Here is a 6,256-nt window from a genome sequence, read left to right on the forward strand (position 1 = left end):
AATGATATTACAGTGCGTTAAATAGTACTCTACGTTCTTCTAAGCCGTAGGTCGTAGGTTCGAATCCTACAGGGCGTGCCATTATCACTTCTACTAACGTCTCTTAAAGTCTACTCAATCCAGTTATACCAAGCTACTCAGCTAAATCTCGCTCTCCCTACGTCTACTTAATTGTATTGAAATCCACGCCAATGTGGGGTGCATTCGGGGGTATATGCAGGTTCAATGGAAAGAGATACCCCCAATGAAGTTAACGGCACGCCAGATAAGCACAGCTAAGCCTCAGGACAAGCCCTACAAACTGGCGGATGGCGGTCCTGTACCTGCTAGTTAACCCGAATGGTTCCCGATACTGGCGCCTGAAGTACCGCCTGGCAGGAAAAGAAAAGCTCCTTTCAATTGGCGTTTTCCCTGATGTAACCCTCGCTGAGGCAAGAGATAAGCGAAATGAAGCGAAACGATTATTCGCTAATGGTGAAGATCCGTCTGAGGTTAAGCAGGCGGAGAAGCAAGCCAGAATACTCGCGGTGAATAACAGCTTTGAGTCTCTTGCACTTGAATTGCATGAACATAAGAAACCGAATTGGTCTTCCGGTTATGCTGACGACATTCTCGAATATCTGCGAAAAGATATTATCCCTTATATTGGTAGAAAGGCGATAACCGATATCAAGCCCATGGACATGCTTTCTGTTCTGAAGAAGATGGAGGAACGTGGTGTCCTGGATAAGCTCAAGAAAACGAGACAGGCTTGCCGCCAGATATTCACTTATGCTGTCATTACCGGCAGGGCCGAGTACAACCCAGTCACTGATTTGGCAGGGGCTCTGAAATCTCCCAAGCAGCAACATTTCCCTCATCTCTCACCAGCTCAACTTGGCCCCTTCAGACAAGCTGTCGACGCATATAGCGGTAGTAAAATTACCCGTATCGCGACATTACTTCTCATGTACCTCAGTGTCCGAACCATCGAACTTCGTGCTGCTGAGTGGCATGAATTTGATCTGAGCAAAGATCTCTGGTTAATCCCAAAAGAGCGCATGAAAATACGCCGCCCACACCTCGTTCCTATACCGAAACAAGCCAAGGAGCTGTTGCTCGAACTCAAAGAGATTACCGGTAGAGGAAAGTATGTTTTCCCGGGACGTAATGACGCAGGGAAGCCGATGAGCGAAGCCAGCATTAACCAGGTGATTAAACGTATCGGCTATACCGGTCAAGCCACTGGCCATGGATTCAGACATACCATGAGTACTGTGTTACATGAACAGGGATTCAATTCTGCCTGGATAGAGGCGCAGATGGCGCATTCTGACAGAAACACGATACGTGGTACCTACAATCATGCTCAGTACATTGATGGCCGACGCGAAATGCTGCAGTAGTATGCGGACTATCTGGACGAGCTAGCTTATAAAACCATCGGCTAAGATTTTTACTCGTGTGAGATGAAAAGTAGGTGTTCAATAAATGTTGATGAGATTGTAACTCATTGTTTTTATGTGTATATCATCTTTGATGCTGGAACAGCTTTTGCCAAGCTTGAAACAACTATCAGAACAAATGTGGCATACCCTGCAATTTACTGGTTAGGTATACAGTGAAGCTAGACATGTATACTTCAGTAGATGATAATTCCACAAAAGAAAATGGCTATGTCTAGGTTGATCCCCGAAAACCCGTACACCTCTGCGGGCTGGCATAGCCGCCAAAATCAGAGGACGAGAGGTGACGTAATGGGCTTGTTTCAACAAATAAACAATGAAAAAAATGAACTAATACATTTTGAAACTTTATTATCAGAAATAGCCAAACAAGAAAATATTAGTTTCTCAGATGCTTGTGCAATTATAGCTAGAGAAGCATATTGGCATATGGATGACATCCCATTTGGTGAGCCGTTTTATTTATATGATTATGATGTCATTAGTGGCTTTAAGAAAAGTGATGGTTTTTCAAACCAATCTTTAAGTTTCTTAAAGGATATGGCTCTTGGAGGGGAGTTTTCTGAGGAATCCAGCCCTGATTTGAAAGGTGTTTATTCTAGATGTGATGGTGGGAATGGATGGTATCGTGAATTTTATTTTAGAGGGACAGAGATTACTATGGCCTTTATTGATAGTAATGTAAATATTCCGCCCTGTTTAGAAAAATTTCGTGTACGTGCCGATAAATTGTTAAAGGATAAGAAAGACCGTTTAGCAAAGAAAAAAGAAAAGGAAGGCCAAATAGTAGTATCACGTGATGAACTTGAAAAAGAGATCGAGCTCTTGCGTGCTGAGATAATAACACTTAAGGGCGAACTACCTTCACAATTGGGTGAGTTTAGAGACGACGATCCTCTCTTGATCGCAATTCAACTTCGTAATTCTGAGTGGTCAAACTACGACGTGGATGACCGCAGGACTATACCGTCACAGGATGCGCTAGTTGCCCAGCTAAAGTTGGAATATGAAAACATGCCTGATGCTCAGGCTCGTGCAATCGAAAAGGTAGCATGTCCTATTAAGAGAAAATGACTGGCGACCCTTAGGGTAAATACATGGTCTATGTGGGATTCGCACCCTTACCCTGAGGGTAAAATAAAGTTACTATGATGGTTAAACTAACCCAAAATCCCCTTACCCTCATAGTTACTTCTCTCTTATTACTATTAGCCCTAATGTTGCGATGAATTGCATTACTTCTATGTCATCATTTATCTCGTAAACCACAAAAGACGTTACGAGGTAAATATGTCTCACTCATTCATTCGCCTTTCCGAAGTCCAGCGCCGTACTGGCTACAGCAAGGCCTGGCTCTACCGCCTGATGAGTCAGGGTAAATTCCCGTATTCCATCAAAATTGGCCCGCGCTCCATTGCCTTCGTTGAAAGTGAAGTTGATGACTGGATTAACCAGCGCATCGAAGACTCACGTAAGGAGGTTGCCTGACTACGCATACTTTTACGAATAACTTGCGTGAAATTGCGATAACCCTTTGGCAGGATCGTTATGTCGCGACAGCTACCAACTAATTAACGACAGGTAAATCATCATGACTAAATTTTATGCCCCTACCGGGGAGGTACTCGCTCAACCTAAAATCGGTCAGCACGGCATTTCTACGCCGACTATGAGTAGCTTAGAAATGGTCGATTACATCAATGCCGAGCGTAAAGCGAAAGCCGAAGCAGAAGGATTAACTTTCCCATGCAAGCGCTATACGAAGATTCAACACAAACACATCCTTGCCAAATCGCCGAAGGTTTTGGGTGAGGGGTACTCAGCCAAATTTTTGGCTCAGTATAGTGATAGCACTGGGCGTGAGCTCCCCTGCTACCAGTACCCTAAGCGCGAGGCCTGCCTAATGGCAATGAGTTATAGCTACGAGCTGCAGGCTAAGGTTTACGATTACATGGAAGAGTTAGATCGTCAGGCCCATGGCTACCTTAATTACTCAGTTCAAGAACTGCAGGCAATTGTGGCTGCAGCTCGTAAGGTATCAGATGAAGACTCAAGTGACGCTGGCCGCCGTTTGCGTAAACGTCAGGACGATCTGGTGCTGCTCGAAAAAGCGGAATCGTTGGTAGAAAGCCTCAGTCAGTTGAAGCTCGATTTCATCGGTAGCGAACGTGATAAGGAGATTCATTAATGTGTGATGAGCAAAAACTTAATCCGGTTAATGAGCTTGAGAGAATCAGGGCGCTTGCAGTTGCTGCCGGCTATTTATCCAGTACAGGGAAAGAGGCAACGCTGTTGTATGAACTTGTAGATTTAGTGGGGGAAATTGCTCGCAAGGCACTCGAGCATGAAGGCGTTTTATAGTCTCGTTACTATGGGTGGCTTACGCCACCCCATATTTTCATCCGTTCACCTTCCTTCCCGCGTTTCTCTACTGGCCATACATCTCAGAGGCCTTCAGGCGTATAAATCGCTTTATCGTGGCTGTATTCGCCGCTCCATGTCTTTTTCATCGGCAGTTCACCTTTCATATACAGCTGGTATAGGCGATGACAGCCTTTCTCCAGGAGCACAGGTATAAACTTTGTGAAAGCATCCTTACCGTGCGAGGTTACCCATGCCAGAAAAACAAACGACTCCGCTCCAACCGGAAAGATGGACGTAAAAGGCACCGGTGCGTTAACGGATATGCCCGACAACGTGATGGCCGTCTGGCGCAACATTCCCCGCGAGCTGGCGCAGAGAAAAGCTGAACGCATGGGATATGAGAGTCTCGACAAAGATGAACAGGCCGCGATCAATCTTCCCGCCTCAATGATTCGTTTGTTAAAGCAACGAGAAGGTGAAGGGTGGATTGGAGATATTGGAGCCAACTTTGACTCTCGCTCTCACCCGTTCCTGGAAGGCGAGAAAAAACCTTTTAGCTACCTGGTCGGTAAGCCACAAAGCGAGCTTTATCTCGAGTGGGAAGCCAGCAACGTGACGAGGGTTTGAGATATGGAACTTGAAACATCACTAAAACATTTTAGCCCTCAGGGAATGCACATCAGCGACAGCGTAAATAAGACAGGAGCATAGAATAATGCGTGAAATTCAAATGGTTTTGGATCGCTGGGGGAATTGGTCAAAACACAGAATAGAAACAGAGGTAGGATACTCGCCGATTGCTGCAGGATTTAAAGGTCTCGTACCAGAAAATTGCAGTATGCCGATGTGCACAGAGGATGATGCGCTTATTATTGATAGTTGCTTGGCTAAGTTAAAACTGAAACCTCAAGATGAGTATGAGCTTATCTTCGACCACTATGTAAAGAATGTATCAAAGCGTGCAATCGGCCGCAGACTTAAGTTATCTGAAGGAATGGTTCGGATCAAGTTTCAGATGGCAGAAGGATTTATAGAGGGATGTTTATCAATGCTAGATATCAAACTTGAAATGGATCGCGATATTTACACTTGAAACAAAACAACAGAGGGAGAACATATCTCCCTCTGTCATTCAAAAATACGCTGAAAGATTTTCTATAGACCAGCCACCTCGACCTGGCCTCCCTGGAGCTCCTGCGAATCCAGGGCGCCCCGGGCGACCAGCGAACCCCGGTAATCCAGGAGTTCCAGCCAATCCTGGGCGCCCAGGTGTAGAACCTGTTGCGTTTCTTATAAAACCAAGCACTTGATTTCTACTATCCGATATCACGCCGCCGTCGAACCAGCCAACATGCCGGCCTTGCATAGTGTAAACGCTGTTGTTAGAAATCCATGCAACAACTTGTCCGCGACTGTTTCTTATACAGTCCGAATCCAAAATTAATGTTGGGCGTCCGCCCCTGTCAAAAATCCACTCAGCCATAGCTTTACTAACACCCTTTGGTAAGATGATTTTGATAAAAAATATACGACTTTTGCTTCAGTTCATCAGTTTTTATCGCCACAAAAAAACATTAGTGCGTTACGCAAAATCTGTTGTACTCTGTTAAGAGTGGTCACTGCGAAACACAGCTTATGTTGTCGCGTATTACTCTGGTTTTCTCTTCTCCGTTACAGTCCAGCAGCTACTAATATTCCGCTCCAGGCAGAAATTTGCGATCTCGCTTCCAAATGCTTTTTGCGTTTTTTCAAGGTTAGCGCGAGTTACATGGCTGCTGTCACCATTGTTTCGCCAATGGCTGAAGAAAATTTTATCTCCATCATCGTTAAGGCTTGCTTGAGCGTTTAGTGGTGTCTTCGGTTCTTTGGTTGTTGTTATTGTATGTGGAACTGCTTCTGCAAAGTGTCGAAAGAATTTTGCAGTGCTGAAAGGATTTTTAGGGTCGTACTCGATACCTAAAACACGACATAAGTCGTTATATGCCGATTTAGGCTGTAAGAAGGGATCTATTGAATAGCCCGGTTTGACGTTTACCACGAAACAACACTTTTCGCCTATAGCGCCGAAAAGTAGTTTGTATGGGGAGCCATCTGTGAAAAACAGCACATCGAAAGCTACCTGATTATGCCGGTACTGAAACTGAGTCCGAGTAACACCATTTCGTCTCATATCTTTGTGTAGTTCTTTCAATCCTGAAAGCTGCATAGATGTCTCCCATTTCTAATTCATTGTTTAATATGACTTATAGTGCGTACGCATTATGTGATCCGCATCATTTTCAATGAGTATATATTTGGAGAAACGTCTGATTTTTACCATTGAGTTTGCGTGGCTAATTTGGCCTGTGTATCATCTCGCTCCCGGCCCTTTAGGGAAGGTGCGAACAAGTTCCTGATATGAGATCATCATATTCATCCGGAGCGCATCCCAGAGGGACATCATGAGC

At 44.8% G+C, this 6,256-nt stretch carries 8 protein-coding genes and 3 pseudogenes; 8 read left to right on the forward strand and 3 right to left on the reverse strand.

Annotated features, from left to right (window positions below):
• Positions 1-244 precede the first annotated feature (244 nt).
• The 5 genes and pseudogenes from V6E55_RS24705 (at position 245) to V6E55_RS24725 (ending at position 3,806) form a co-directional block, all read left to right on the forward strand.
• Positions 245-1,385: pseudogene (locus V6E55_RS24705) on the forward strand (tyrosine-type recombinase/integrase).
• A 270-nt stretch (positions 1,386-1,655) separates the two neighbouring features.
• Entirely contained in the window at positions 1,656-2,519 is an 864-nt protein-coding gene (locus V6E55_RS24710; protein WP_316944089.1) for a hypothetical protein, read from the forward strand.
• A 216-nt stretch (positions 2,520-2,735) separates the two neighbouring features.
• Complete coding sequence (locus V6E55_RS24715) at positions 2,736-2,933, forward strand: helix-turn-helix transcriptional regulator (RefSeq protein ID WP_316944090.1); 198 nt, start codon at positions 2,736-2,738, stop codon at positions 2,931-2,933.
• 103 nt (positions 2,934-3,036) lie between these two features.
• Positions 3,037-3,633: a Rha family transcriptional regulator gene (locus tag V6E55_RS24720; RefSeq protein ID WP_316944091.1), complete on the forward strand. Its 597-nt coding sequence runs from the start codon at positions 3,037-3,039 to the stop codon at positions 3,631-3,633.
• The gene (locus tag V6E55_RS24725; protein ID WP_316944092.1) at positions 3,633-3,806 is read left to right on the forward strand and encodes a hypothetical protein; all 174 of its coding nucleotides are present in this window, start codon (positions 3,633-3,635) and stop codon (positions 3,804-3,806) included. Before V6E55_RS24720 ends, V6E55_RS24725 begins: the two co-directional genes overlap by 1 nt.
• A gap of 83 nt (positions 3,807-3,889) precedes the next feature.
• Here V6E55_RS24725 and V6E55_RS24730 read toward each other — a convergent pair.
• Positions 3,890-4,057, reverse strand: a pseudogene (locus V6E55_RS24730) (ORF6N domain-containing protein); the annotation flags it as partial.
• Here V6E55_RS24730 and V6E55_RS24735 point away from each other — a divergent pair.
• The 3 genes and pseudogenes from V6E55_RS24735 (at position 4,029) to V6E55_RS24745 (ending at position 4,902) form a co-directional block, all read left to right on the forward strand.
• A complete protein-coding gene (locus tag V6E55_RS24735; protein WP_316944095.1) occupies positions 4,029-4,436 on the forward strand; it encodes a hypothetical protein in 408 nt (135 codons plus the stop codon). The pseudogene V6E55_RS24730 and the gene V6E55_RS24735 overlap by 29 nt on opposite strands.
• Before the next feature lie 3 nt (positions 4,437-4,439).
• A pseudogene (locus V6E55_RS24740) lies at positions 4,440-4,511 on the forward strand (hypothetical protein); the annotation flags it as partial.
• Between the two features lie 13 nt (positions 4,512-4,524).
• A complete protein-coding gene (locus V6E55_RS24745) occupies positions 4,525-4,902 on the forward strand; it encodes an antiterminator Q family protein (RefSeq protein WP_316944093.1) in 378 nt (125 codons plus the stop codon).
• Between the two features lie 39 nt (positions 4,903-4,941).
• Here the strand turns inward: V6E55_RS24745 and V6E55_RS25930 are convergent, their stop codons facing one another.
• Positions 4,942-5,292 (reverse strand): 4-fold beta flower protein, encoded by a 351-nt coding sequence (locus V6E55_RS25930; RefSeq protein ID WP_410380492.1) that lies wholly within the window; start codon positions 5,290-5,292, stop codon positions 4,942-4,944.
• Positions 5,293-5,457: 165 nt separating this feature from the next.
• Positions 5,458-6,015 carry a DUF6037 family protein gene (locus V6E55_RS24750; protein ID WP_316944094.1) on the reverse strand — a complete coding sequence of 186 codons (558 nt, stop codon included), beginning with the start codon at positions 6,013-6,015 and terminating at the stop codon, positions 5,458-5,460.
• Positions 6,016-6,256 lie beyond the last annotated feature (241 nt).

The sequence above is a fragment of the Enterobacter sp. 342 genome, assembly GCF_036663495.1.
Classification (GTDB): Bacteria; Pseudomonadota; Gammaproteobacteria; order Enterobacterales; family Enterobacteriaceae; genus Enterobacter.

Coding starts and splice junctions, on each gene's coding strand:
- V6E55_RS24750 (WP_316944094.1), bottom strand. CDS start 6,015: ATGCAGCTTTCAGGATTGAAAGAACTACACAAAGATATGAGACGAAAT.
- V6E55_RS24710 (WP_316944089.1), top strand. CDS start 1,656: ATGTCTAGGTTGATCCCCGAAAACCCGTACACCTCTGCGGGCTGGCAT.
- V6E55_RS24725 (WP_316944092.1), top strand. CDS start 3,633: ATGTGTGATGAGCAAAAACTTAATCCGGTTAATGAGCTTGAGAGAATC.
- V6E55_RS24720 (WP_316944091.1), top strand. CDS start 3,037: ATGACTAAATTTTATGCCCCTACCGGGGAGGTACTCGCTCAACCTAAA.
- V6E55_RS25930 (WP_410380492.1), bottom strand. CDS start 5,292: ATGGCTGAGTGGATTTTTGACAGGGGCGGACGCCCAACATTAATTTTG.
- V6E55_RS24745 (WP_316944093.1), top strand. CDS start 4,525: ATGCGTGAAATTCAAATGGTTTTGGATCGCTGGGGGAATTGGTCAAAA.
- V6E55_RS24715 (WP_316944090.1), top strand. CDS start 2,736: ATGTCTCACTCATTCATTCGCCTTTCCGAAGTCCAGCGCCGTACTGGC.